This window comes from Variovorax sp. 10L421 (genome assembly GCF_056395365.1).
Genome location: NZ_JBFTJJ010000004.1, coordinates 281,304 through 305,928, shown reverse-complemented (window position 1 = coordinate 305,928; position 24,625 = coordinate 281,304). Strand labels below are relative to the sequence as shown.

Here is a 24,625-nt window from a genome sequence, read left to right as displayed (position 1 = left end):
AGGGGCAGTATCCCGCCCGAGCAACAAATACAAGGAGTTCCCCATGAGCCTGTCACCGAGTGCAGCCGCCTCGCGCGAAGCACACCCCAGTGCCGTTGTCGCCGGCAGCGCCCAACATGGGGAGGTGCGGCATGTCTGAGGTCGCGCCGCTGCCTGGAGCATTGCTGCGTCCTGCGAAGCTCGAGGACCGCTATCAGCTGGACCGCGGCCCCGCCTACATCAGTGGTTCGCAGGCGCTGGTCCGGCTGCTGCTCAACCAGAGCGCTCGCGACCGCGCGGCAGGGTTGAATACCGCCGGGTTCGTCAGTGGCTACCGCGGGTCGCCGCTGTCGGGCCTGGACCAGGTGCTTTGGGGGGTCCAGAAACTGCTCAAGGAAAAGCAGATCGAGTTCATCCCGGGCCTCAACGAAGACTTGGCAGCGACCGCCTGCTGGGGAACCCAGCAGTTGATGCAGCACCCGGAGGAGGCCACGGTCGATGGTGTGTTCGCCATGTGGTACGGCAAGGGGCCTGGCGTCGACAGAAGCGCGGACGCCCTCAAGCATGCCAATGCGGCTGGAACTTCACCGCATGGCGGCGCGCTCGTGCTGGCCGCCGACGACCATACGGCCAAGTCATCCTCGTTCGCGCACCAGAGCGAACAGTTGCTGGTTGCGTCGTTCATCCCCATTCTGTACCCGAGCAACGTACAGGAATACCTCGACTACGGGATTCATGGCTGGGCAATGAGCCGCGCGTCGGGCCTGTGGGTGGGGCTCAAGTGCGTGGGGGATATCGTCGAGACCACATCGATCGCGGACGTTGATCCGTTCCGGGTCGAATGCCGGCCGCCCGAGGATTTCAAGGCGACGGAAGACGTCCACATCCGCTGGCCCGACGTGTGGGCGACGCAGGAGCCGCGGATCGTGCGCACCAAGCTGCCCCTGGCGCTGTCCTACTGCCGTGCCAACGGGTTGAACCGAATCGTGGCCAAGAGCGAAGGTTCCCGCATCGGCATCATTGCGGGCGGCAAGCCCTACAACGACGTGCGCGAAGCACTCAGGCTGCTCGGCATCGGCGAGCAGGATCTGGCCGCGAGGGGCATTGCCCTTTTGAAGCTCGGCATGGTCTGGCCCCTGGAGCCGCAGATCATCCGCGAGTTCGCACAGGGCCTCGATGAGATCTTCGTTGTCGAAGAGAAGAGGGCGCTGATCGAGCAGCAGGTCAAGGACATCCTTTACCCGCTTGCCGCAAGCGGCGAGAAAGCGCCCCAGGTCGTGGGAAAGTCCAGCGGTGGGCTCCAATGCGCGGAATTCGAGATTCCGCATGAGCAGCGCCTCTTGCGCGGAGATGCCGAACTCGCGCCCGTGGACATCGCGGCGGCGTTGCAGGCGCGGCTGCATGCCGCAGGCATGGACGCATGCCAGGCGCTCCCCTACACGCCAGAAAAGGGAAAGCTCCTGGCGCCCCTCATGCGCACGCCGTACTTCTGTTCTGGCTGCCCGCACAACAGCTCTACCAAGGTACCGGAGGGTTCGCGCGCCACGGCCGGGATCGGCTGTCACTACATGGCCAACTGGATGGATCGCCGTACCGAAAGCTACACGCACATGGGCGGCGAGGGTGCTCCGTGGGTGGGGCAAAGCCGCTTCTCCAAGCGGCCGCACATGTTCGCCAACATGGGCGACGGCACGTTCTTCCATTCGGGTTCGCTCTCCATCCGTCAGGCCGTGGCGGCCAAGACGCCGATGACGTTCAAGGTCCTGTTCAACGACGCTACGGCGCTCACGGGCGGGCAGCCGCACGACGGACCGCTCACGGCACCGATGCTGACGCAACTGCTGCATGCCGAAGGCGTGGCACGCGTCGTGGTCGTCAGTGACGACATCGAGAAATACAAGGGGCACGAAACAGCGTTTGCGCCTGGCACGACCTTCCATCACCGGCGCGACCTGGACGTCGTCCAGCGCGAACTGCGCGAATTGCCCTTCGTGACCGCCTTGGTCTACGACCAGACCTGCGCCGCCGAAAAGCGCCGCCGGCGCAAGCGCAACAAGTACCCGGATCCTCCGGTCCGCTACGTCATCAATCCGGAAGTGTGCGAAGGCTGCGGCGACTGCACCGTCAAGAGCAACTGCGTCTCCATCGAGCCGCTCGAGACGCCGCTGGGCCGCAAGCGCCAGATCAACCAGTCCTCCTGCAACAAGGACTACTCCTGCGCCGACGGCTTTTGCCCGAGCTTCGTGGCCGTGGAGGGCGGAGCTTTGCGCAAGAAGCCGGTCGACTCCGGTGCCGGCTCCGAAGGCGATCCGGCAGCCTGGCCCGAGCCGACCCATCCCCAACTGCCCGCGCTGGACACCAGCTACGCCGTGCTGGTCAACGGCATCGGCGGCACGGGCGTGCTGACGATTGGCAACATCCTGGGCATGGCGGCGCACCTGCAGGGCCTGCATTGCTCCGTGATGGACATGGCCGGCCTGGCCCAGAAGGGCGGCGCGGTGTGGAGCCATGTGCGCATCGCGGCAACGGCCGACGACGTCCATGCGCCACGCATACCGGACGCCGCTGCCGATGCGCTCATCGGGGGAGATCTGGTGGTGAGCGCGCATCCGGACTCCATCAGCCGGCTGAAGTCCGACTGCCGCGCCATGGTGAACACCAATGTATCGCCTACCTCCGACTTCCAGCGCAACCGCGACTTCAGCATGCCGAACGAGGCGCTGTGGGCCACCATCGAGCAGGCGTGCGCAGAGAAAAGACTGGCCAAGATCCCGGCCCATGACATCGCGGTGCGCTACTGCGGAGATAGCGTCTACGCCAACATGATCTTGCTGGGTGCGGCCTGGCAGGCTGGGCAGGTGCCGCTGTCGCACGATGCGCTGCGCCGCGCGATCGAGTTGAACGGGCAGGCGGTGGATGCCAACTTGCGCGCGTTCAAGATCGGCCGGCAGTACGTGGCGTCGCCAGAGCGGCTGGTGGCGAAGCCCGCTGCGGTCGTGCAATGGATCCCCAGGGCCGGCAAGGAAGACGTGCCGCAACTGGTGCAAGACCGCCGCGACCGGCTGGTGGCCTACCAGGGCAGCAGCTATGCCCAGCAGTACGAAGGCTTTCTGCGGAAGGTACGTTCGTCCGGTGCTGCGATGCTCGACGGCTACGAACAGGCCGTCGCCAGGAATCTCTTCAAGCTGATGGCCTACAAGGACGAGTACGAGGTGGCGCGCCTGCATTCGTCCGCGGAGCTGCGCAAGCTGATCGAAAGCCAGTTCGATGGCGAATACAAAGTTGGGTTCTCCCTGGCGCCGCCACTCTTCGCCCGGCGCGGCTCGGACGGCTTGCCGCGCAAGCGGCTGTACGGCGGCTGGATGGCGTCGGCGTTCACAGTCCTTGCGAAGCTGAAGTTCCTGCGGGGCACGCTGTTCGATCCGTTCGGGTACACGCACGAGCGCAGGACGGAGCGCGCGCTCATCGACGAATACAAGCAGGGTATCCAGGCCACGCTGCCTTTCATCGCAGTCCAGCCGAAGAAGTGTCTGGAGCTGGCACGCATTCCTGAGCAGATCCGTGGGTTCGGGCACGTGAAATTGAAAGCCATCGAGGAGGCGCGTGAACGCCAGCGTGCCTTGCTGGGCGAGATTACCGGCAAGGACATTCCGCCGATGACCCATGGACACCGTTTGCAAGGAGCCTCGTCGTGAGTATGGAGAGCATTGAATCCATCCAGTGCAGTGTGCAGGACGGGGTATGGCATCTCTGCATAGCCCGGCCTGAAAAGCGCAACGCGCTCACCATGCCCATGTTCGCGGCCATCGCCGAGGCGCTGAGAGCTGCCGACGAAAGAGACGACGTGCGCTGCATTCTGGTGACGGGGGCGGGCGACGTGTTCTGCGCCGGGCATGACTTGAAGGCCTTCGACGAATGGCCTCAGCAGCCGCAGGATGCCGTGCCAACCTTCCTGCACGCCATCGCCGACGTGAGGAAACCTGTCGTGATCGCGGTGCATGGCTCCGCCACCGGGATCGGCGTGACTTGGCTGCTGCATGCCGACTGGGTGGTGACGAGTGCCGACACGGTCTTCCGGCTTCCTTTCGTCGACCTGGGCATTGCTCCGGAGGCGGCCAGCACGCTGCTGTTGCAGCGGGCCGTTGGCCTGCCGCGGGCCAAGCGCCTGCTCCTCGGCGGCGAGAAGTTCACGGGCGCCGAGGCATGCGAGTGGGGACTTGTCGCAGAGGTCTCGCCCGCGGCGGAGATTCATGCACGAGGCTGGGAGCGTGCAAAGCTTCTCGCTTCGAAGGATCCCACGATTCTTCGGCGCATCAAGGACTGGCTGCATCCCAGCAGCGAGTATCACCAACGCATAGACGAAGAGGTGATCGAAATCAACGCGGCCGTCGGCCGCCGTCGAAAGGCAATGGAGAGCACGCAATGAAACGCGCACATATCGTTTACGCGCACCCCGAACCGAATTCGTTCGTCGCAGCCATGCGCGACATGACCAAGGAGGCCTTGGAGAAAGATGGCTGGCAGACGAGCGTGACCGATCTGCAGGCTATCAACTTCAATGCTGTGGCCAGTGCAGATGATTTTGGTGCCAGGTCACGCGAGGACTACCTGGTCTACCCACTAGAGCAGCGTCATGCCTGGCAAAACCAGACCATCGACCCGCAGATTGCCGCCGAGGTCGAGGCCGTGCGCAATGCTGATCTGCTCGTGCTGGTATTCCCCATCTTCTGGTACTCGGTACCGGCTCAACTCAAGGGTTGGATCGACCGGGTGTTCCTGTCCGGTGTCTTTTACGGTGGAACGCGGGTTTACGACCAAGGCGGCATGCGCGGCAAACGCGCGATGGTCGTAGCGTCTCTGGGTGGGCGGGACTACATGTTTGGCCCTGACTCGATCCATGGTGACCTGAAGGACATGCTCAAGCACCTCCTGCAAGGCACGTTGGGGTATGTAGGCTATTCCGTCCATGAGCCGTTCTTTGCGTACCACGTCCCCTACGTGGACAACACGGAGCGTACCGGCATGCTCATGAAGCTTTTCCACGCCGTGGAGAACATCGACAGCCGGCCGGTACTGCCCATGCCCAGCCTGGATGATTTCGACGACCAGTTCCGGCCCAAGGTGGCGCAGACTTCATCAACCTGACTCAAGAGCAGTGAGATGACCGAAATCATCGATGCATGGATGCAGCTTCCGAACAAGGCGTACTTGCTGGACCCTATGTTCGATTCTTTGCGTCGATGGCCGACGGCTTGGCGGACGTTGGCGCAGGACAACCCGGACATCTCGCACGACGAGGCGCTCAAGACATTCCGCGAGCAAGGTGTCTCGCGGACGATCGCGAGCGCGTGGTGGGGGCCCGCGGGGCCGATGATCACGAACGACGAAGTGGCCGCCGCGGTCAAGGCGCACGGCGGATATGTGGTCGGCGTTGCGTCCGTCGACATCAACAGGCCAATGGACGCGGTGAGGGAACTGCGCCGATGCGTGAAGGAGTTCGGCTTCAAGGGCCTGCGGGTACTGCCCTGGCTGTGGGGGCTCCCTCCCGACGACCGCAGGTACTACCCCCTCTATGCCGAATGCGTCGAGCTCGACATCACGTTCTGCCTGCAGGTGGGCCATGCCGGCCCGATGCGGCCTTCGGAGCCTGGGCGGCCAATCCCCTACTTGGACAACGTCGCGCACGAGTTTCCAGAACTGCGCATCGTCGGCGGGCACATCGGCTTCCCCTGGGTGAGCGAGATGATCTCGCTCATGATGAAACACCCGAATGTCTACGTCGACACCTCTGCCTACAAGGCTTCCCGGTTTCCACCGGAGCTGGTGGCCTACATGCGCGGCCCGGGAAAGAACAAGGTGATGTTCGGCACCAACTTTCCGATGCTGACCCCCGCAGAATGCTTGAAGCACATCCAGGCGCTGGAGCTCGGAGACGATGTGCTCCCCCGGTTCCTCGCGGGTAACGCACGTCACGCGTTCAAGCTGGAAGAGTGAATCCACCGGCCGCTGTTTCGATTTTTCAACTGAAGGAGACGCCACATGGCATGGGATATCGAAGTCATTGATGAGTGCGCCGTCGTGCGCATGAACACCAACAAGGTCAACGTCCAGAACGACCAGTTCTTCGCCGACCTGCACGCAGCATTCGATCGCCTCGAACGCGAGTTCAGCGAACTGCCCGTCGTCCTGACGGGCCAGGGCGATGCGTTCTCGGCGGGTATCGATTTCCAGTACAGCTTCGAGATCTTCGGGAGCGGCAGCCTCGACAAGATCCGCGACTGGTACAAGGCCTACCGCGAAACCAATCTGCGCATCTTCCGGTACCCCCGGCCCACGGTGGCGGCCATCAACGGCCATGCCATCGCGGGTGGCCTGATCACTGCCCTGGATTGTGATTTCCGCATCGCGGCCCGCAAGAGCGCGAAGTTCGGACTCAACGAAGTCCCCATCGGCATTCCCATGCCTGCCGCCTATGTGGAGATCATCAAGTACGCCTTGGGCGACAAGGTGGGTGCGCTGACCACCTTGCGGGGCGAGTTGTACGGTCTGGAAGAGGCCGAGCGACTGGGGTTCTTCCATGAGGTGGTTGAGCCGGACCAGCTGTTGTCCACGGCCATTCGCTATGCGCGCTGCATCACTCCCGACTGCAACGTCGCCTATGCGATGTCCAAGAAGGCGCTGCAGGATGCGACGAACAAGCAGATCGACGAGCGCACCGTTGCTCTCGATGCCTTGCTGCCGAATGGCATGAGCGACCCCGGCAACCGGCAGGCCCAGGATCGCCGTCGGCAGGAAATCATGCACAAGCGCAAGTAAGGTCGCGCGTCGGGTCTGCCCATGCCGCCGCGCAATCGCTATCTGGATCAGCGGCACATGTCGGCCTGACGCATGCCAACGAGCCTCCGCAGAAACGGGGGCGTCTCATCAAGTTGTTCTGGTTGGCGTTGCACCGGAACTGGGCGTGAATTTCCTGAGAGGACGGTGTTCGTGACAGCGCAAGGCGAGCGGTTGCTTGCGAGCTCCTCCTGGGGAGCCTGCTTGACGACAGAACAACATGAGTATGTCCGCAGCGAGATGTTCGAGCGCGTGTTCCCGGCAGGCGCTACCGTTTGCGAGCAAGGTACTCCTTCTGCCCATTGGATAGGGGTTGCCGAGGGCATCCTGAAGTGCGAGTCCATCGAGGTGACCGGTCGCTCAACCACGTTAGGGGCCGTGCCGGCAGGCGCGTGGGCCGGCGAAGGCTGGGTGCTCAAGGATGAGCCTCGGCCGTATTCCTTCGTAGCGCTGCAGGACAGCACGGTCGTCTTCGTGCCACAGAGCACATTCCTGTGGTTGCTCGAGAACAATTCGGCCTTCAGCCGATTCGTCATCGACCAACTGAACGAGCGCCTTGCGCACTACATGGCGCTGGTGCAGATCACCAGGCTGAACGATGCGACCGGGCGCTTGGCGTACAGCCTTTCCGAACTGTTCAACCAGGAGTTGTATCCCGGTATGCGCAGCCGGGTGCAGATGTCGCAGGAAGAGGTTGGGCGGTTGTCCGGGCTGGCACGCGGGAACACCAATCAGGCACTCCGCGAACTACAAGAGGCGGGTCTGCTGCGCGTTCGCTACGGCGGCATCGAAGTGCTTGATATTGATGGTCTGCGCGCGTGGCCAGGCGCCGAAGCGCGTTGTCCCCCCATCAGGCGTCGTGCTGCAGAGATGTCCGCATTGCTGTCCCTGCGGGATCGGGAAAACCCATCCGGCAAGTGTCTTGTTCAAAACAGTCTTGCAGCCTGATCGTCGTCACACTTTCCTCCATTCTCTTGAGGAATGAAAGCGAACACTTCGCTTCGACAACCACAAGGCGTAGCAGACAAATTTTCTGTTTCAAGACTCGAAGGGCCCCAATGAATCGTCGCTCTCTTATCAAACACGCAGGCATCGCAGGTGTGCTGGCTGCGGGTATCGCACCGTCAGTTCATGCGCAAGCCGCCATTCGCTGGCGCCTGGCTTCGAGCTTTCCCAAGTCGCTGGATACCGTCTTCGGTACCTCCGAACTCTTTGCCAAGAAGGTGGGCGAGATGACCGGCGGAAAGTTCCAGATTTCCGTGCATGCGGGCGGCGAACTGATGCCCGCTTTCGGCGTGGTGGACGGGGTGCAGACCGGGGCCGTTCAGATGGCGCACTCGGCTGGCTACTACTTCTACGGCAAAGACCCGACTTTCTGCCTCGGCAGCTCGGTGCCCTTCGGCATGAATGCGCGCCAGATCAGTGCGTGGATGTACGAAGGCAATGGCCTCAAGCTGATGCGTGAGTTCTACGCAAAGTACAACATCTACAACCTGCCGGGGGGCAACACGGGTGCGCAGATGGGCGGCTGGTTCCGCAAGGAGATCAAGTCGGTCTCCGACCTGAAGGGCCTGAAGTTCCGGACCAACCCGTTCGCGGGTAAGGTACTCGAGCCCTTCGGCGTGATCCCCCAGTCCCTTCCCGCTGCAGACCTGTATCCCGCTCTGGAAAAGGGCACGATCGATGCACTGGAGTGGATCGGTCCCTATGACGATCAGAAGCTTGGCTTCAACAAGATCGCTCCGTTCTACTATTACCCCGGTTGGTGGGAGGGCGGTCCGCACGTGGACTTCTACATCAACACCAAAGCCTGGGAGGACCTGTCGGCTGAGTACAAGGCCGTGGTGGAGGCGGCTGCCTCGCATGCCCATGTGTCAATGCTCGCCAAGTACGACGCCAAGAACCCGACTGCGCTGAAACAACTTGTCGGATCAGGGACCAAGCTGCGTCCGTTCACGCAGGACGTAATGAGCGCGACCTTTAAGTCGGCTCAGCAGATCTATGCGGACCTGAACAACAGCAACCCCGAGTGGAAGAAGGTCTACACCGACTATTCCAGGTTCCTGGCGGACCAGAACGCGTGGTTCCGTTTTGCAGAAGGCACTTTCGACCGATTCATGCAGCAGCAACAGCTGTGATGGCGGCTCGGTCCGATCCAGTGGCGTCGCTGGGAGGCGGCCCCGTGGCAATACAGCGCCGAGCCTTCGCCCCGCAATGAGGCTGCGCACTGCGTCGTGACGACTGAAGCGTGAAGAAATCGAAGAACACAAGAAGACAAGCGTGATTCACCCGACACTACCGGCGTCCGTGCGCCGTCCATTTCCTGCCGAGTTACTCGCGTTGCTCAAGGCGGAACTGGGCGATCGGGTCTCGATCGCCGAGGCAGTTCGCATGCACCATGGCCGCGGCGAATCGCCTTTTGTCCCCCAGTTGCCCGACGCGGTCGTATTCGCGCTGAGCACGCAAGAGGTGCAGTTCACCGTAAACCTCCTGCGCGGAGTACCACGTTCCGATCATTCCGTATGGCAACGGATCTTCGCAGGAGGGCCATTTGCTTGCGGTACAAGGCGGAGTGACGATCGACATGTCGGGGATGAATCGTGTGCTGTCGATCAATGCCGACGACCTGTCCATCACGGTTGAGCCGGGTATCTCGCGCATGCGCGCCGTCAAGCAAGCTCTGGACCCTCGCAATCTGATGAATCCGGGAAAGATTTTTTCCTGGATGCCCTAGAGCGTCCGTGCTCCTGAGCACGAGGCCCGATGGCGCAAGGCCGTAGCGGTCTGATATGAGCCCTTGGGAGGGCTCTGATGAATTAAGGCTGGCGGATTCGCAAACGAGCAAGCCGAATGGCCCGTTTGGAATTCCCCTTGGATCAACTTGGAGGCAAACATATGAAGGTCCTGGTCCCTGTCAAGCGGGTCGTCGACTACAACGTGAAGGTGCGGGTGAAGAGCGACGGCACCGGCGTGGACATCGCCAACGTCAAGATGAGCATGAACCCCTTCGACGAGATCGCGGTCGAGGAGGCGGTGCGCCTGAAGGAAAAGGGCGTGGCCACCGAGATCATTGCCGTCAGCTGCGGCGATGCCAAGTGCCAGGAGACGCTGCGTACTGCGATGGCCATTGGCGCGGATCGCGGGATCCTCGTAGAGACCTCTGAAGAACTGCAACCTCTTGCAGTCGCCAAGCTCCTGAAGGCGCTCGTCGAGAAGGAACAGCCTTCGCTGGTCATCCTTGGCAAACAGGCCATCGACGACGACGCCAATCAGACGGGCCAGATGTTGGCCGCGCTGGCTGATCTGCCCCAGGCCACCTTCGCCAGCAAGGTCGAAGTCGCCGGCGACAGGGCCACAGTCACCCGCGAAGTCGATGGCGGCTTGGAAACCATTTCTCTCTCGCTGCCCGCAGTCATCACGACTGACCTGCGCCTCAATGAGCCGCGCTACGTGACGCTGCCCAACATCATGAAGGCCAAGAAGAAGCACCTCGACACGGTGCGCCCGGCCGACCTGGGCGTGGATGTCGCGCCCCGCATCAAGACCCTGAAGGTCTCCGAGCCGCCCAAGCGCGGTGCCGGCGTCAAGGTGCCCGATGTGACCACCCTCATCGACAAGCTCAAGAACGAAGCCAAGGTCATCTAAGGCCGCAGTACAGGAGAAAAGAAACATGACCGTACTCGTTATTGCAGAACACGACAACGCCAGCATCAAGAGCGCCACGCTGAATGCCGTGACGGCCGCCCGCCAGATCAGCATGTTCGACGACGGGCAAGTGCATGTGCTTGTCGCAGGCGCTCAAAGCGCAGCGGCGGCCAACGCTGCAGCCCATATCGAAGGAGTCGCCCAAGTCATTCACGCCGACGGCGCCTGCCTGAAGAACGGCCTGGCCGAGAACCTGGCAGCCCAGGTCTTGGCAATCGCCTCCGGCTACAGCCACATCCTGTTCCCTGCCACCGCCAGAGGCAAGAACGTGGCACCGCGCGTCGCCGCGAAGCTCGACGTCGCCCAGATCAGCGACATCACCAGGGTCGACGGCCCCGACACCTTCGAGCGCCCGATCTACGCCGGCAACGCCATCGCCACCGTGCAGTCGGCCGACACCACCAAGGTCATCACCGTGCGCGGCACCGGCTTCGACGCCGCTGCCGCCACCGGCGGCAGCGCGGCTGTGGCGAGCATGGCCGCCGTGGCCGACTCGGACAAGAGCAGCTTCGTGGGCGCCGAGATCGTCAAGAGTGATCGTCCCGAGCTGACCGCAGCCAAGGTCATCGTCTCGGGTGGTCGCGCGCTCGGCAGCTCCGAGAAGTTCAATGAGGTGATGACGCCGTTGGCCGACAAGCTCAACGCCGGCCTGGGCGCCAGCCGCGCAGCCGTGGATGCGGGCTACGCGCCCAACGACTGGCAGGTCGGCCAGACCGGAAAGATCGTTGCGCCGCAACTGTACATCGCCTGCGGCATCTCCGGCGCGATCCAACACCTGGCGGGTATGAAGGATTCCAAGGTGATCGTGGCAATCAACAAGGACGAAGAGGCCCCCATCTTCAGCGTCGCCGACTACGGGCTGGTGGCCGACCTGTTCACGGTGGTGCCGGAACTGGTCCAGGAGCTTTGAAGGCACGCTTCGCGTCGCATTGCAGGAGGTCGCAACTACTTGCCGACGCTTCATCCAGACAGGAGACACCTTTGTCCGCACTTCTCAAGTTTGCGCTGGTGATGGACTGGATCAGTGCCCAGTTCGGCCGTTTTGCCGGATGGGCGATCCTTGTCGCCACGCTCATCTCCGCCGCCAACGCCTTCGTACGATATGGGCTGGACTTCAGCTCCAACGCCTGGCTCGAGATCCAGTGGTATCTGTTCGCCGCGACCGTGATGCTCGGCGCACCGTTGGTGCTCAAGCTCAATGAGCATGTGCGGGTGGACATCCTCTACGGCAAGCTCAAGCGCCACGGCCCGGTGTACGTCGATCTGTTCGGGCTGTTGTTTTTCCTGCTGCCAGTGATGGGTCTGATGCTGTGGCTGACTTTCCCTTTCTTCGTGAACATGCTGCGCACGGGCGAGATGTCGGGAAACATCGGTGGACTGATCCGCTGGCCGGCCGCGCTGATGATGCCGCTGGGCTTCGGTGCAATGTTCCTGCAGGGTGTGGCCGAAATCATCAAGCGCATTGCCTACCTGCGCGGTCTGATCGAGATGGACACCCACTACGAGAAGCCGGTGCAGTGAGCGCCGCCCACCACAAGCTCCGCTTCCCAGGACAAGAAATGCAGATGGAAAATTTCGCCCCGATCATGTTCGCGGGGCTGGTCGTGATCATGCTGATCGGCTTCCCGGTGGCGTTCTCGCTGTCGGCGCTGGGCCTGTTCTGCGGCTTCTTCGCGATCGAGATGGGCTGGTTCCCGGCCGGCTTCATGGCGAACCTGCCGCTCAACGTGTTCGGCATCCTCTCCAACGAGACGCTGCTGGCCATCCCCTTCTTCACGCTGATGGGCGCGGTGCTCGAGAAGTGCGGTCTGGCCGAGGACATGCTCGACTCCATGGGCCAACTCTTCGGCCCGGTGCGCGGCGGCCTGGGCTACTCGGTGATCATCGTGGGCTTCATCCTCGGCGCCATCACCGGCACCGTGGCCGGCCAGGTGATCGCCATGGCCATGATCTCGCTGCCGGTGATGATGCGCTACGGCTACAACATGCGCTATTCCACGGGCGTGCTCGCCGCCTCGGGCACCATCACGCAGCTCGTGCCGCCCTCGCTGGTGCTGATCGTGATGGCCGACCAACTCGGCACCGACGTGGGCCAGATGTACAAGGGCGCCTGGGGGCCGTCGATCCTGCAGGTGCTGATCTTCGCGATCTACACCTTCATGGTCGGTCGCATCCGCCCGCACTTTGTGCCGGGCCTGCCAGTCGGCGCGCGCACGCTGAACGGCTGGGCGCTGTGGGGCAAGTGCCTGCGCGGCATCATTCCCTCGGCCATCCTGATCTTCGCGGTACTCGGCTCGATGGGCGGCCTGCCGTTCATGGACAAAGCCATTGCCACACCGACCGAGGCCGGCGCGATGGGCGCAGTGGGCGCATTGGTGCTGGCCGTCGTCCATCGACGCCTGAATTGGCCGATGCTCAAGGAAGCCATGAATGGCACTATGCGGCTCACCGCCATGGTGGTCTTCATTCTGATCGGATCGCGCGTGTTCTCGCTGGTGTTCCAGGGCGTGGACGGCGCCAAGTGGATCGAGCACATGCTGTCGGGCCTGCCGGGCGGCCAGATTGGCTTCCTGATCGCGGTCAACATCTTCGTGTTCTTCCTGGCGTTCTTCCTCGACTTCTTCGAGATCGCCTTCATCATCCTGCCGCTGCTCGGTCCCGTGGCGGCCAAGCTCGGCATCGACATGGTGTGGTTCGGCGTGCTGCTGTGCGTGAATATGCAGACCTCGTTCATGCACCCGCCGTTTGGCTTCGCGCTGTTCTACCTGCGCGGGATTGCCGACACCCTGTTCAAGAACGGCGCGTTGCCACGCAAGATCGAGTCGCGCGACATCTACCTGGGTGCGATTCCGTGGGTCGGGCTGCAACTGCTGCTGGTAGGCATCGTGATCTTCTTCCCGCAGACCGTCACCGTGTTCCTGGATAAGAAGGTTGAGGTGGATGTCGACAAGGTCCAACTGGAGATGCCCGCCGATATCCCGGGCCCGGAGACCGGCGGGATCAACATGGACGACCCCTTCGGCAACAAGAAGCCCGACGGACTGCTGATGCCGGAGCCCAAGTCGCCCACGCCCAAGGCCGACCCCAAGCCGTGAACGCGGAGAAGGAAGTGGCGGGCGTCGTGCTGGAAAGCCCGGCCTACCCGCGCTTCGTTCGCATTCTCGCGGTGGTGCTGGTGGTGAATCTCGTCGCCTTCGGGCTCTGGAGCCTGCCCGCATTGCGCAGCGTCAAATGGTCCATGTCTGGCCTGCTGCTCTTCGGCGCCGCGGTGTTCAGCATCGTGTGGGTGGGCTTCTGGATCGTCCACAGCCGTACGCGGCTCGAGGGCGACGTGCTCACGCAGACATGGATCTGGGGCCGCCGCGTCCATGCGGCCGAGATCACGCAGATCAAGCTGGTGCACTGGGGTGCGTTCGGCGGCATCGTTGCGCCGCGGCTGCTGGTGCGGCGCGGTGCATCGGCGACTTGGATCCATTCGGCCGATGCTCGGCTTCTGACAGCATTTGCCAACCGGGTAGCTCAGCGTATGGCGCTGAAAAAGCTTCCTCATTGAGGCGCGTTGAGCAAGCGTTCTGAACCACCGGCCAGAGCGATAGCGAGTCGAACTACTTCGCTGAAATTCCGGGAAATCCCGCCCCGCAAGTGTTTTGTACAGAACAGTCAGAAGACATGGTCGAGACCATACTTTCCCCGAACTATCGAGGAACAGACGTATGCATCGCATCGACATTCAGAAACTTGTAGACGAAGCCCGCTTCAACGGCTTCCACTTTGTTGTTCTCTTCTTGTGTGCCGCGATCATCGTCGCCGACGGCTACGACCTGGCCGTTGCAGGGATCGCGCTCCCCTCCATCATGAAGGACATGAGGGTCGACCCGACAACGGCCGGGTTCATGACGAGTTCGGCACTGTTTGGCATGATGTTTGGCGCGATGGGCCTGGGCATGCTCGCCGACAAGATTGGCCGTCGCTGGGCGCTTTCGATCTCGGTACTTCTTTTCAGCGCCTTCACTGCGGCAGCCGCCCTGGCGAGCGATCCCGTCACTTTCAGCGTACTGCGCTTCATCGCGGGGCTCGGCATTGGTGGCGCATTGCCTTGCACGACGGCGCATATGACCGAGTACGCACCCAAGAAGCTGCGAGGGGTGCTGGCGACAGCGATGTTATGCGGCTATGCGGTGGGGAGTGTGCTTGCCACGCTGATCGGCAAGCAGTTCCTGGAGATCTATGGGTGGCAGTCGGTGTTCTTCGCCGCGGGTGCGCCGGTCGTGCTGATCCCGTTCATTCTGAAATGCATGCCTGAGTCGATGTCCTTCTTGATGAAGCGTAATGACGATGCAAGCCTTCGGCGGATCGTTGCCCGCATCGGGTCCGGCCATTTCCTTCCTGCCGATGCGCGTTTTCAGATGCCGGTGGATGGCAAGGCGGATGGCGTGCCCGTAGGCAAGCTGTTCCAGGATGGGCGCGGCTTCAGTACGGTCATGTTTTCGGCAGCCTTCTTCACGGCGTTGTTCATGATGTACGCACTGAGCACCTGGCTCGTCAAGCTGATGGCCATGGCAGGCCACAGCGTTGGCTCCGCGCTGAACTTCCTGCTGATCTACAACGGCGGTGCCATTGTTGGGGCGGTGCTTGGTGGATGGCTCGGCGACAAGCTGAACATCAAGTGGGTCCTGTGCACCTTCTTCGCCGCATCCGTGGTTTCGTTGACGCTGCTGGGCTATGGGGTGCAGCCGCTGGCCCTGGTTGTCGCTGTCGTCGGCGCTTCCACGCTGGGCACCGGGATTCTGGTCTATGCCTATGCCGCTCAGTTCTATCCGGCTGCCGTCCGTTCCACTGGGGTGGGCTTTGCTTCGGGCGTGGGGCGCGCCGGCGGGATCGCGGCGCCGATCGGTATCGGCATGCTCATGTCCTTGCAGCTGCCGTTGGAGCAGAACTTCATCGCGATCGCCTTGGCGGGAGTCGTCGGCGTCGTCGCGGTAGCCTTGATCGACCATCGCCGCGCCGCGTCTGTCCACGGCGCAGATGTGGCGAGGGAGGGCGTCGCAGCCCCCGCACGTGCTTCATGAGCCGTTGATGAGCTCGGACATTGAGCAGGTGCATCAAGACTTCACCAGAGCATTGCCGCGCTATTGAAAAGGGCGGTCAGGCGCAATCACACGAAGGCATCTATTCATTGCGGCAGGTCACGGTGGCGCTAGGCACGGCTCCCAAGGGCGTGGAGCTTGGGGGAATGAATTTTTGGAGACTGAATCGATGACCAAGTTAGAGACGAGCTATTCGCGCGGAGCGACCGACACACCACTGATCGAGGAGACGATCGGCGCTTTCTTCGACGCGATGATCGAGAGGTTCCCGGACAAAGAGGCGGTGGTCTCTTGTCACCAAGGCATCCGCTACACGTACCTCCAGCTGCAGCGCGAAGTCGATCGGATGGCGAGCGCTTTGCTTCGGATGGGGCTCAAGCCCGGCGACAGGATCGGGATCTGGTCGCACAACAATGTCGAATGGCTCGTCACCCAGTTCGCGACGGCCAAAGCCGGGGTCATCCTCGTCAACATCAATCCGGCGTATCGGGTGGCGGAGCTGGAGTACGCGCTGAACAAGGTCGAATGCAAGGCGTTGATCATGATGCCGAGCTTCAAGACGACCGACTATCTGGAGATGATCAGAAGCATCGCACCGGAGGTGAGCGGTGCGGTGCCCGGACGCCTTGAGTCCGCCAAACTGCCGTCACTGAAAACGGTCGTCCAGATCGGAAGCGATACGGTTCCTGGTTTCATGCGCTTCTCGGATCTGCTCGCGATGGGCGATCCGGCCGATCAAGCTGTCCGCTCCTTCGGCGCGCGACTGCGGAACACCGATGCCATCAACATTCAGTTCACGAGTGGCACCACGGGTTCTCCCAAGGGCGCGACCCTGACCCATCGCAACGTACTGAACAACGGGTTCTTCATTGGCGAAGCCATGCGGCTGTCCCCGGATGACCGTCTGTGCATTCCGGTGCCGCTGTACCACTGCTTCGGAATGGTGGTCGGCAACCTTGCCGCTCTGACGCATGGCGCGACCATCGTGTACCCGAACGATGCGTTCGAGCCCGTGTCGGTGCTGCGGGCGGTGCAAGACGAGCGATGCACGGCGCTTCATGGTGTGCCAACCATGTTCATTGCCGAACTCGACCACCCGCGCTTCAAGGAGTTTGACCTCTCGACGCTACGCACGGGGGTGATGGCCGGCTCGCCCTGTCCCATTGAAGTGATGAAGCGTGTCGTGAGCGAGATGCACATGGGCGAGGTGACGATCGCTTACGGCATGACCGAAACCAGTCCGGCAAGCTGCCAAAGCACCACGGACACCCCCTTGGAGAAACGTGTTTCCACCATCGGGAAAGTGCTGCCTCACCTGGAGTTGAAAGTCATATCTCCGGAGTCCGGGGAGATTCTTCCTGTGGGGGCCGTGGGCGAGCTTTGCACTCGCGGTTATTCCGTGATGCGCGGATATTGGGAGGACGCAGCGAAGACCGCCGAGGCCATCGATGCAGAAGGCTGGATGCACTCAGGGGATCTCGCCACGATTGATGAGGACGGCTACGTCAACATCGCGGGCCGCATCAAGGATCTGGTGATTCGAGGCGGCGAGAACGTCTACCCGCGGGAGGTCGAAGAGTTTCTCTATCGCCATTCCGCCATCCAGGACGTGCAGGTGATTGGAGTGCCGGACCAGAAATACGGCGAGGAACTGTGCGCATGGGTTGTCCTTCGCGACGGTGCCACGCTTAGTGAAGATGAGTTGCGGGCGTTTTGCAAAGGGCAGATTGCCCACTACAAGATCCCTCGATACATCCGATTCGTTGAGAGCTTTCCGATGACGGTCACCGGAAAGATCCAGAAGTTCGTGATGCGGGAGATGATGAAGGAAGAACTACGTCTCAATGACGCGGCGTCTGCGTGAGTCGCGACTGAGATATCTCTCGACCTGAGCGCCTGGGAGGGGTGCAAGGCGCTCTTGCTCTTTCTGGACTCCAGAAGCGGATGCTGGCGCGCATCCTTGCGATTCCGGATTGACGGAATACGCATAGAAACAGTCAATTTAGCCACTGTCCGGCAGGGGCTGAAATTTCTAAAGTACTTGCTATCGGGTGCCATGCGGTCTCCATGCATCGGCGCAACCCGACCATTTCTTCAGCTTCTCACAGGCCCTATATGAATGCTCGCGAAATCTTTGTTGTCGCCACCGCTCGTACAGCCATCGGCACCTTTGGCGGTGCGCTGAAGGACGTGCCAAACACCCAGTTGGCAACCACTGCGGTGAAGGCCGCGTTGGAACGCAGCGGTGTTGCGCCCGACGCCATCGGGCATGTCGTTATCGGGAATGTAATCCCCACCGATCCGAAGGATGCGTACCTCAGCCGCATCGCCGCCATCGATGCGGGTATACCGATAGAGACCCCGGCATTCAACGTCAATCGGCTGTGCGGCTCTGGGCTCCAGGCCATTGTCTCGGCTGCGCAGGCTATTGCGCAGGGCGACTGCGAGATTGCCATCGGAGGGGGCTCGGAGTCGATGAGCCGCGGGCCATACATCGACACTTCGGCACGCTATGGTGCCCGCATGGGTGATACGACGCTGGTTGACTACATGCTCGGCATCCTGCATGACCCCTGGGACAAGATCCACATGGGCATTACCGCGGAGAACGTGGCGGAGCGCTTCAAGATCTCGCGCAAGCAGCAGGATGAACTGGCGGTTCTCAGCCAGCAACGCGCGGCAGCGGCCATTGCGACGGGCCGCTTCAAGGAACAGATCGTTCCGGTGGAGGTGAAGACCCGCAAGGGCGTGGTGCTATTCGATACTGACGAGCACGTGCGGGGCGACACGACGCTCGAATCCCTTTCCGCGATGAAGCCCGCTTTCAAGAAGGACGGTCTGGTCACTGCTGGCAACGCATCGGGTATCAACGATGGCGCGGGTGCCGTGGTGCTGGCGGAGGGAGGCCGTGTGAATGCGCTGGGCCTCAAGCCGCTGGCCCGCCTGGTGGGCTATGCGCATGCGGGTGTGGAGCCTGCCTATATGGGTATCGGCCCCATCCCGGCTACGCGCAAGGTGCTGGCGCGCACGGGCCTGAAAGTCCAGGACCTCGATGTGATCGAGTCGAACGAGGCGTTCGCGGCCCAGGCCTGTGCGGTGATTCAGGAGCTTGGCTTTGATCCGGACAAGGTGAATCCGAATGGCTCTGGCATCTCGCTCGGTCATCCCGTCGGCGCGACGGGCGCAATCATCACGACGAAGGCGATCGCTGAATTGCACCGCACTGGTGGACGCTATGCGCTGGTGACGCTGTGCATCGGTGGAGGGCAGGGCATCGCCGCCATCTTCGAACGTGTCTGACCGTTTGTCACTTCTCGCACGCGGTGTCTTGCCGCGGCGGGAACTCTCTGAAATCCAGGCACCGAGTTCGATGCCGCTTCATCCAAAGGAACCTTCATGTCCAGCCAGCTCCCCAACGTACCGCTGTTGATCAACGGCGAGTTCGTGCAGTCCAAGACCGCGCAATGGCGCGACGTGGTCAACCCCGCCACGCAGCAGGTGCTGGCACGCGTGCCCTTTGCCACGCCCGATGAGGTCAACGCCGCCGTCGCTAGCGCGAAGGACGCCTTCAAGACCTGGCGCAAGACGCCCATCGGCCAGCGTGCGCGTATCTTCCTGAAACTGCAGCAGCTGATCCGCGAGAACATCAAGGAACTGGCCGCCATCCTGACGGCCGAACAGGGCAAGACCCTGCCCGACGCCGAGGGCGACGTGTTCCGTGGCCTGGAAGTGGTGGAGCACGCCTCGGCCATCGGCAACCTGCAACTCGGCGAGCTGGCCAACAACGTGGCCAATGGCGTGGACACCTACACCGTGCTGCAGCCGCTGGGCGTGTGCGCGGGCATCACGCCCTTCAACTTCCCCGCCATGATTCCGCTGTGGATGTTCCCCATGGCCATCGCCACGGGCAACACCTTCATCCTCAAGCCTTCCGAGCAAGATCCGCTGGTGACCATGCGCCTGTGCGAGCTGGCGCTCGAAGCGGGCGTTCCTCCTGGCGTGCTGAATGTGGTGCATGGCGGCGAGGATGTGGTCAACGCCATCTGCGACCACCCGGACATCAAGGCCATCAGCTTCGTGGGTTCGACCAAGGTTGGAACGCACGTCTACAACCGTGCCAGCCTGAACGGCAAGCGCGTGCAGTGCATGATGGGCGCGAAGAACCACGCCATCGTGCTGCCCGACGCGAACAAGGAGCAGTCGCTCAATGCCCTGCTCGGCGCGGCCTTCGGCGCTGCCGGCCAGCGCTGCATGGCGCTGTCGGTGGTGGTGCTCGTGGGTGAGGCGCAGAAGTGGATTCCTGAGCTGATCGAAAAGACCAAGACACTCAAGGTCAGCGCCGGCGCGGAAAAGGGTACGGACGTTGGGCCGCTGATCTCGTGCGCGGCCAAGGACCGCGTGGAAGGACTGATCGAGCGTGGCGTGGCCGACGGCGCCACGCTGGAACTCGATGGCCGCAAGCCCCAGGTGCCCGGCTACGAGAAGGGCAACTTCGTGGGCCCCACGATCTTCAGCGGCGTGAAGCCCGGCATGGCCATCTACGACCAGGAGATCTTCGGCCCCGTGCTGTGCCTGTCCGGCGCGGCCGACATCGACGAGGCCATCGAGTTCATCAACAGCAACCCGAACGGCAACGGCACGGCTCTGTTCACGCAGTCGGGCGCGGCCGCGCGCAAGTTCCAGGAAGACATCGACGTGGGCCAGGTCGGCATCAACGTGCCGATCCCCGTGCCCGTCCCGCTGTTCTCGTTCACCGGTTCGCGCGCCTCCAAGCTCGGCGACCTGGGCCCCTACGGCAAGCAGGTCGTGATGTTCTACACGCAGACCAAGACGGTGACCGAGCGCTGGTTTGACGACAGCACCACGAGCCACGGCGTCAACACCACCATCAGCCTGAAGTAAAGCTTGGCCGCCAGCACCTTGTCACCAAGGGCTGGCAGCCATCTGGGAAGAGGTAAACGCGAGGAGACAGTCGTACATGGACTTTGAACTGACCGAGGAGCAAAGCGCCTTCGCCGACACGGCTCGCGCATTCGCTCAAGCCGAATTGGCACCGTATGCAGCGGAGTGGGATAGCAAGCACGTCTTTCCCCGCGAGGCGATCGCCAAGGCCGGCGGACTGGGTTTCTGCGGCCTGTATGCGCCCGAGAGCATCGGCGGCCTGCAACTGCCCCGGCTTGACGCCACGCTGGTCTTCGAGGAGATGGCTGCGGTTGACCCCAGCACCACGGCATTCATCACCATCCACAACATGGCGACCTGGATGCTCGGCACCTGGGGCGCCGATAGGGTGCGCGCTGAATGGGGCGAGGCCCTGACCAGCGGGAAAAAGCTCGCCAGTTACTGCCTGACCGAGCCCGGCGCGGGCTCGGACGCGGCCTCGCTCAAGACCCGCGCCGAGCTGATGGGCCACGAGTACGTGATCAACGGTGCCAAGGCCTTCATCAGCGGTGCGGGCAGCACCGACGTGCTAGTGCTCATGGTCCGCACGGGCGATGCCAGTTCGGGCGCGAGCGGCATCAGCGCTTTTGCAGTGCCGGCCAACGCTGAGGGCGTGAGCTACGGCAAGAAGGAAGAGAAGATGGGCTGGAACAGCCAGCCCACGCGCACCATCAGTTTCGACAACGTGCGCATCCCGGCCGACCACCTGCTGGGGCGCGAGGGCGAGGGCTTCAAGATCGCCATGAAGGGCCTGGACGGCGGGCGCATCAACATCGCCACCTGCTCGGTGGGCGCAGCCCAGGGTGCGCTCGCGCAGGCGCAGCAGTACATGCAGGACCGCAAGCAGTTCGGCAAGCCCATTGCCAGCTTCCAGGCGCTGCAGTTCAAGCTGGCCGACATGGCGACCGAGCTCGTCGCCGCTCGCCAGATGGTGCGCCTGGCCGCGAGCAAGCTCGACGCGGGCGACCCCAACGCCAGCACCTACTGCGCCATGGCCAAGCGCTTCGCCACCGATGCAGGCTTCACCGTGGTGAACGAGGCGCTGCAGCTGCACGGCGGCTACGGCTACATCCGCGAATACCCGCTGGAGCGCCTGCTGCGCGACGCGCGCGTGCACCAGATTCTCGAAGGCACGAACGAGATCATGCGCGTCATCATCGGGCGGCGCATGCTCGACGGCGATGCGCCGGACGTGATTCGCTAGTTCTTGAATCCCCTGTATTCACTCCATTCCAGCATTCCCAGGAGATACACATGAAAGTCGCCTTCATCGGCCTCGGCAACATGGGCGGCCCCATGGCCGCGAACCTGCACAAGGCGGGCTACACCGTCACCGCGTTCGACCTGAACAAGGACGCATGCGCCAAGGTGCATGCCGATGGCGTGGCTGTAGCTGCCAGCGCGCAGGCTGCCGTGCAGGACGCCGAAGCCATCGTGACCATGCTGCCCGCCAGCCAGCATGTGGAAGGCCTGTTCCTAGGCAACGGCAGCGGCCCGGGCCTGCTGGCCTCCATTGCTAAGGGCGCGCTGGTGATCGACAGCTCCACCATCGCCGCCGCCACCAGCCAGAAGGTGGCCAAGGCCGCCGAGGCCGCGGGCATCGCCTTCATCGACGCCCCTGTCTCGGGCGGCACCGGCGGCGCCATCGCGGGCACCCTCACCTTCATGGTGGGCGGCAGCGACGCCCACCTGGAGCGCGCCCGCCCCCTGCTCGAAAAAATGGGCGCCAACATCTTCCACGCCGGCAGCGTGGGCGCGGGCCAGACCGCCAAGATCTGCAACAACATGCTGCTGGGCATCCTGATGGTGGGCACCAGCGAGGCCATCGCCCTGGGCGTGGCCAACGGGCTGGACCCCAAGGTGCTGAGCGAGATCATGCGCCGCAGCTCGGGCGGCAACTGGGCGCTCGAAAAATACAACCCCTTCCCCGGCGTGCACGAGAACGCCCCGGCCAGCAAGGGCTACGCAGGTGGCTTCGGCACAGACCTGATGCTCAAGGACCTGGGCCTGGCCCAAGAAAACGCCATGGCCACCAAGGCCAGCACGCCGCTGGGCGGCCTGGCGCGCGCGATCTACGCCGCGCACAGCATCGCCGGGCATGGCGGGGAAGACTTCTCCAGCGTGATCAAGATGCTGCAGAAGCACGGCTGATGCGCGGTGCAGGAACAGAGATCGTAAGGAAAGGACATGGAAAATGGTTGACTACCCTGGACTCAAGCTTGAAAAGCGCGACCACATCGCACTGGTTACGCTCGATAACCCTCCCGCCCATACCTGGACGCTGGAAAGCCTCGCGGCGCTGACCCAGCTCGTGGCTGACTTGAATGCCGACCGCGAGATCTACAGCCTTGTGCTCACTGGCGCGGGAGAGAAGTTCTTTTCTGCAGGTGCAGAACTCAAGCTTTTCGCCGACGGGGACAAGGCGATGGCGCGTGCGATAGCACGTCGCTTCGGCGAGGCCTTTGAGGCGCTCGCGGGCTTTCGGGGGCTGAGCGTGGCTGCCATCAATGGTTTCGCGATGGGGGGCGGATTGGAGTGCGCGCTGGCCTGCGACCTGCGCATTGCCGAGGAGCATGCCCAGATGGCGCTGCCTGAGGCCGCGGTGGGCCTGCTGCCCGCTGCAGGCGGCTCGCAATGGCTTTCCTGGCAGGTCGGCGAGGCCTGGGCCAAGCGCTTGATCCTGTGCGGTGAGCGTGTCGACGCCGCCACTGCGCTGCGCATCGGGCTGGTGCAAGAAGTGGTGCCACGCGGCCAGGCGCTGGAGCGCTCGCTGGCGATGGCCAAGTCAGTGGAGCGGCAGAGTCCTACCAGCGTCGCGGCTTGCAAGAAGCTGATCCACGGCGCTCGCACCCAGTCGCCCAGTGCCACGCTGGCGGCCGAGCGCGAGGCCTTCGTCGACCTGTTCGACACCCAGGACCAGCGCGAAGGCGTCAACGCCTTCCTGAGCAAGCGCGCGCCGCAGTGGCGCAACGCATGAGCGTCCGCTTCGAGGAGACTCCCACCGCGTGCGGGCGGCGCTTCGGCCGTGCGACGCTGAATTCGCCGGGCACCTTGAACGCGCTGTCGCTCGACATGATCGATCGGTTGGCGCCGCAGCTGACGCAGTGGGCGCGCGATCCGCGCATCGCGCTGGTGGTGCTCGATGCCGAGGGCGACCGCGCCTTCTGTGCCGGCGGCGACCTGCAGCGGCTCTACGCCTCGATGCGCAGCACGCCGTCGGACGAGGTGCCACGCGAAGCCGCATCCTTCTTCGAGCGTGAGTACCGGCTCGACTACCAGATCCACACCTACCCCAAGCCGGTCCTGTGCTGGGGGAACGGCATCGTGATGGGCGGCGGCATCGGACTGCTGGCCGGCGCCTCGCACCGCGTGGCCACGCCGAGCACGCGGCTGGCCATGCCGGAAATTTCCATCGGACTGTACCCGGACGTTGGCGGCAGCTGGTTCCTGCGGCGCGCGCCGGGCAAGATTGGCCTGTTCCTGGCGCTCACCGGCGCCTCGTTCAACGGTACCGATGCGCGGTTCGTGGGCCTGGCGGATTTCGTGCTGCCGCACGAGCGGTACGGCGAGGTGCTGGCGGCCATTGCCGCCGGCCACTGGCTTGACGAGGGCGAGCCGAATGCCGCCCGGCTCAGCCACTTGTTGCGCCAGCATGCATTGCGCCAGGGCGAGGCGCACTCGAAGCTGCGCCAGCACTACGACCTGATCGACCAGACCATCGGCCACGACAGCCTGGGCGACATCGCCGGGCGGCTGCAGAGGCTGGCCGGGCACGAGGACCCCTGGCTGGCCAAGGGCGCCGAAACCTTCATGCGCGGCTCGCCGACCTCGGCGGCGCTGTCGTTCGCACTGTGGCGGCGTGTGCTGCACCTGTCGATGGCCGACGTCTTACGCCTGGAGTACCACGTGTCGGTGGCCTGCGCACGCTTCGGCGACTTCGCCGAGGGCATTCGCGCCCTGATGATCGACAAGGATCGCAACCCGCGCTGGAAGCCCGCCACGCTGGCCGAGGTCATGCCGAGCCACATCCAGTCCTTCATCCAGCCGCCTCACCCGCTGGCCGACCTGGCGTGAGGTAT

Annotated in this window: 20 protein-coding genes and 1 pseudogene; all 21 read left to right on the top strand. The window is 63.2% G+C overall.

Annotated elements, in window-relative coordinates; translation table 11 throughout:
- Positions 1-131 precede the first annotated feature (131 nt).
- The 21 genes and pseudogenes from AC1DFC_RS09590 to AC1DFC_RS09490 all read left to right on the top strand — a co-directional run bounded on the left by AC1DFC_RS09590 (position 132) and on the right by AC1DFC_RS09490 (position 24,620).
- Positions 132-3,674, top strand: a complete 3,543-nt coding sequence (locus AC1DFC_RS09590; RefSeq protein WP_478179098.1) for an indolepyruvate ferredoxin oxidoreductase family protein — start codon at positions 132-134, stop codon at positions 3,672-3,674.
- Positions 3,675-3,676: 2 nt separating this feature from the next.
- Complete coding sequence (locus tag AC1DFC_RS09585) at positions 3,677-4,405, top strand: enoyl-CoA hydratase-related protein (RefSeq protein WP_042674581.1); 729 nt, start codon at positions 3,677-3,679, stop codon at positions 4,403-4,405.
- Positions 4,402-5,124 (top strand): NAD(P)H-dependent oxidoreductase, encoded by a 723-nt coding sequence (locus tag AC1DFC_RS09580; RefSeq protein WP_226493221.1) that lies wholly within the window; start codon positions 4,402-4,404, stop codon positions 5,122-5,124. The genes AC1DFC_RS09585 and AC1DFC_RS09580 overlap by 4 nt, the downstream gene beginning before the upstream one ends.
- A gap of 15 nt (positions 5,125-5,139) precedes the next feature.
- Entirely contained in the window at positions 5,140-5,973 is an 834-nt protein-coding gene (locus AC1DFC_RS09575) for an amidohydrolase family protein (protein ID WP_007839175.1), read from the top strand.
- A gap of 45 nt (positions 5,974-6,018) precedes the next feature.
- Complete coding sequence (locus AC1DFC_RS09570; RefSeq protein ID WP_478179097.1) at positions 6,019-6,795, top strand: enoyl-CoA hydratase/isomerase family protein; 777 nt, start codon at positions 6,019-6,021, stop codon at positions 6,793-6,795.
- Between the two features lie 222 nt (positions 6,796-7,017).
- On the top strand, positions 7,018-7,761 hold the full coding sequence (locus tag AC1DFC_RS09565; RefSeq protein WP_478179096.1) for a Crp/Fnr family transcriptional regulator: 744 nt from the start codon (positions 7,018-7,020) through the stop codon (positions 7,759-7,761).
- Between the two features lie 110 nt (positions 7,762-7,871).
- Positions 7,872-8,951 (top strand): TRAP transporter substrate-binding protein, encoded by a 1,080-nt coding sequence (locus AC1DFC_RS09560; RefSeq protein ID WP_478179095.1) that lies wholly within the window; start codon positions 7,872-7,874, stop codon positions 8,949-8,951.
- A 142-nt stretch (positions 8,952-9,093) separates the two neighbouring features.
- A pseudogene (locus AC1DFC_RS09555) lies at positions 9,094-9,520 on the top strand (FAD-binding oxidoreductase); the annotation flags it as partial.
- 188 nt (positions 9,521-9,708) lie between these two features.
- Positions 9,709-10,458, top strand: coding sequence for an electron transfer flavoprotein subunit beta/FixA family protein (locus AC1DFC_RS09550; RefSeq protein WP_478179127.1), 750 nt, complete (start codon positions 9,709-9,711; stop codon positions 10,456-10,458).
- A 25-nt stretch (positions 10,459-10,483) separates the two neighbouring features.
- A complete protein-coding gene (locus AC1DFC_RS09545; protein ID WP_478179094.1) occupies positions 10,484-11,428 on the top strand; it encodes an electron transfer flavoprotein subunit alpha/FixB family protein in 945 nt (314 codons plus the stop codon).
- Between the two features lie 71 nt (positions 11,429-11,499).
- On the top strand, positions 11,500-12,039 hold the full coding sequence (locus tag AC1DFC_RS09540) for a TRAP transporter small permease subunit (RefSeq protein WP_478179093.1): 540 nt from the start codon (positions 11,500-11,502) through the stop codon (positions 12,037-12,039).
- A gap of 38 nt (positions 12,040-12,077) precedes the next feature.
- Positions 12,078-13,613, top strand: coding sequence for a TRAP transporter large permease (locus AC1DFC_RS09535; RefSeq protein WP_478179092.1), 1,536 nt, complete (start codon positions 12,078-12,080; stop codon positions 13,611-13,613).
- Positions 13,610-14,071, top strand: a complete 462-nt coding sequence (locus AC1DFC_RS09530; RefSeq protein WP_478179091.1) for a hypothetical protein — start codon at positions 13,610-13,612, stop codon at positions 14,069-14,071. The genes AC1DFC_RS09535 and AC1DFC_RS09530 overlap by 4 nt, the downstream gene beginning before the upstream one ends.
- A 160-nt stretch (positions 14,072-14,231) precedes the next feature.
- On the top strand, positions 14,232-15,587 hold the full coding sequence (locus AC1DFC_RS09525) for an MFS transporter (RefSeq protein WP_478179090.1): 1,356 nt from the start codon (positions 14,232-14,234) through the stop codon (positions 15,585-15,587).
- A gap of 187 nt (positions 15,588-15,774) precedes the next feature.
- Positions 15,775-17,469 carry an AMP-binding protein gene (locus tag AC1DFC_RS09520; protein ID WP_478179089.1) on the top strand — a complete coding sequence of 565 codons (1,695 nt, stop codon included), beginning with the start codon at positions 15,775-15,777 and terminating at the stop codon, positions 17,467-17,469.
- A 251-nt stretch (positions 17,470-17,720) separates the two neighbouring features.
- Positions 17,721-18,905 carry an acetyl-CoA C-acyltransferase family protein gene (locus tag AC1DFC_RS09515; RefSeq protein ID WP_478179088.1) on the top strand — a complete coding sequence of 395 codons (1,185 nt, stop codon included), beginning with the start codon at positions 17,721-17,723 and terminating at the stop codon, positions 18,903-18,905.
- A gap of 96 nt (positions 18,906-19,001) precedes the next feature.
- Entirely contained in the window at positions 19,002-20,507 is a 1,506-nt protein-coding gene (locus AC1DFC_RS09510; RefSeq protein WP_478179087.1) for a CoA-acylating methylmalonate-semialdehyde dehydrogenase, read from the top strand.
- Positions 20,508-20,583: 76 nt separating this feature from the next.
- On the top strand, positions 20,584-21,750 hold the full coding sequence (locus tag AC1DFC_RS09505; RefSeq protein ID WP_478179086.1) for an acyl-CoA dehydrogenase family protein: 1,167 nt from the start codon (positions 20,584-20,586) through the stop codon (positions 21,748-21,750).
- Positions 21,751-21,800: 50 nt separating this feature from the next.
- Positions 21,801-22,697, top strand: coding sequence for a 3-hydroxyisobutyrate dehydrogenase (gene mmsB, locus AC1DFC_RS09500; protein ID WP_478179085.1), 897 nt, complete (start codon positions 21,801-21,803; stop codon positions 22,695-22,697).
- Positions 22,698-22,740: 43 nt separating this feature from the next.
- Complete coding sequence (locus AC1DFC_RS09495) at positions 22,741-23,523, top strand: enoyl-CoA hydratase (protein WP_478179084.1); 783 nt, start codon at positions 22,741-22,743, stop codon at positions 23,521-23,523.
- On the top strand, positions 23,520-24,620 hold the full coding sequence (locus AC1DFC_RS09490) for an enoyl-CoA hydratase/isomerase family protein (RefSeq protein WP_478179083.1): 1,101 nt from the start codon (positions 23,520-23,522) through the stop codon (positions 24,618-24,620). Before AC1DFC_RS09495 ends, AC1DFC_RS09490 begins: the two co-directional genes overlap by 4 nt.
- Positions 24,621-24,625: the final 5 nt, after the last annotated feature.